Source organism: Streptomyces phytophilus (genome assembly GCF_013870535.1).
GTDB classification, from domain to species: domain Bacteria; phylum Actinomycetota; class Actinomycetes; order Streptomycetales; family Streptomycetaceae; genus Streptomyces; species Streptomyces phytophilus.
Map to the genome: position 1 here is coordinate 1 of NZ_JACBXC010001338.1, position 1594 is coordinate 1594.

1 protein-coding gene and 1 pseudogene are annotated in these 1594 nt (G+C 74.7%); one reads left to right on the forward strand and one right to left on the reverse strand.

What is annotated here, in order from left to right; translation table 11 throughout:
• Positions 1-238: pseudogene (locus H5J30_RS32165) on the forward strand (hypothetical protein); the annotation flags it as partial.
• Between the two features lie 93 nt (positions 239-331).
• On the opposite strand, the gene H5J30_RS32170 reads toward H5J30_RS32165, so the two are convergent.
• Positions 332-1594 (reverse strand): arylsulfotransferase family protein (locus H5J30_RS32170; RefSeq protein WP_181791153.1); only part of this gene is annotated, 1263 nt, incomplete at its 5' end.

The window sequence follows — 1594 nt, forward strand, 5'->3', positions numbered from 1 at the left end:
GGACGCGCTGACCGGGACCATGACGGTCGGGGAGCTGCTGGCCGCCTCGGCGATCGAGCAGGTCGTGCTGCTCGGTGCGCCGCACGGCCCGCCGTGGGAGGCGCGGATGGTCACCCGCGGGCACGTGCGCCCGCAGTGGCTCGACGGACGGCTGGTCCTCGCGGTCATCCCGGCGGCGGCGGAGACGCTGATCCCGTTCGAGGCCCCGGCCCCCACCCCGTGCTGTACGGGCCGCTGACGGCCCCGGCCGGTACGGACCGCGGCCCGCGCCAACCGCGGTCCGCCAGCCGTACGGACCTGCCCCCTCGCCTGCCGCCCGGGCCCGCCGCCGTCAGCCCGCGCCGTCGGCGGCCACCGTCCGGCTCGCCAGCACCTTCCCGTCCGCGTCCACCGCGCTGACGCGGACCACGTCCGCGCCCCCGTCCACCGCGACCTCCGCCGTCGTGACGAAGCCGCTCCTCGCGACCGTGTCCGCCGTCGCGAGTGCCCGGCGCGACGGGCCCGTCTCGATCCGCCAGGCGGCGACCTCCGTGGCGCCGTTCCAGCTCATCGCGAGCCTGCCCGGCCCGCGCCACCGAACGGCCGGCCGCGCGGCGGGCGTCCCCGTCCAGTCCGCGCGTATCGCCCGGTAGCTGTACGTGCCCTGCGGGAACGTCCCCGTGAACACCGGCTCGCCGTCCGCGAACTCCACCATCGTCCCCGAACTGCCGTAGCCGAGCAGGACGTTGCCGCCCGGCGTCGGCCGCGCGGAGCCGGCGAAGAGCGTGAACACCGGCTCCGGGGTCTGCACGTCGTCGGTGAGCCGGGCGGTCATCGCCGCCTCGTCCAGCTCGTACACGGCGCCGCGGGAGCGCTGCGGGTCGTTCCTGTTGCCGTTGTCGAAGAGCATCAGCCGCCCGTCCGGCAGCCGCCGGGCGTCGTGCTGGTAGCTGGGGCGCTGCGCGGGGGAGGCGAAGGCGAAGTCGCTCGCGGCGCCGCCGAGGCGCCAGCGCACCGCCCCCGACTCCCGGTCGATCTTGTAGACGGTGCTGGTGTGCCGGGCGCTCATGAGCAGGCCGCCGTCCGTGTCGTATGCCAGGGAGTTGGCGTGCACGGGGTCCACCAGCGCCTCGGTGAGGGGCTCCTGGGTCTCCGTCAGCGGGATGTGGTCCAGCGCGCTCCACTCGAACAGCACCTCGCCGGTGGCCGCGTCCTGCTCCTGGACGACGGCGTCGATGACCTGTGCGTCCGGCTTCCCGCCGTACGCGGTCAGGTCGCGGGTGACGAAGGAGAAGCCGAGCAGGAGGACGCGGGAGCCGTCGGGGCTGATCTCGAACTCGTGGCTGTCGGTGAAGAAGCCGTCCATCCGGTAGGAGGCGATCTCCTGGTAGGAGGAGTTCAGCAGGAGGTGCTCGCCGCCCACGTCGGTGTTGTCGTACAGGCTCAGCGCGGGCTCGCCGCGGAAGGTGACGGGCTCCAGGTTCATGTACGGGCCCGGCTTCCACCACACCGGCTCCCCGGCGTTGTCGTAGATCGCCGCGCCCGCGAGGTCGCCGCCGACCGGGGCCGGGGTGGTCAGGAGCACGCCGCCGTCCTCGCGGCCGGTGGTCGTCGT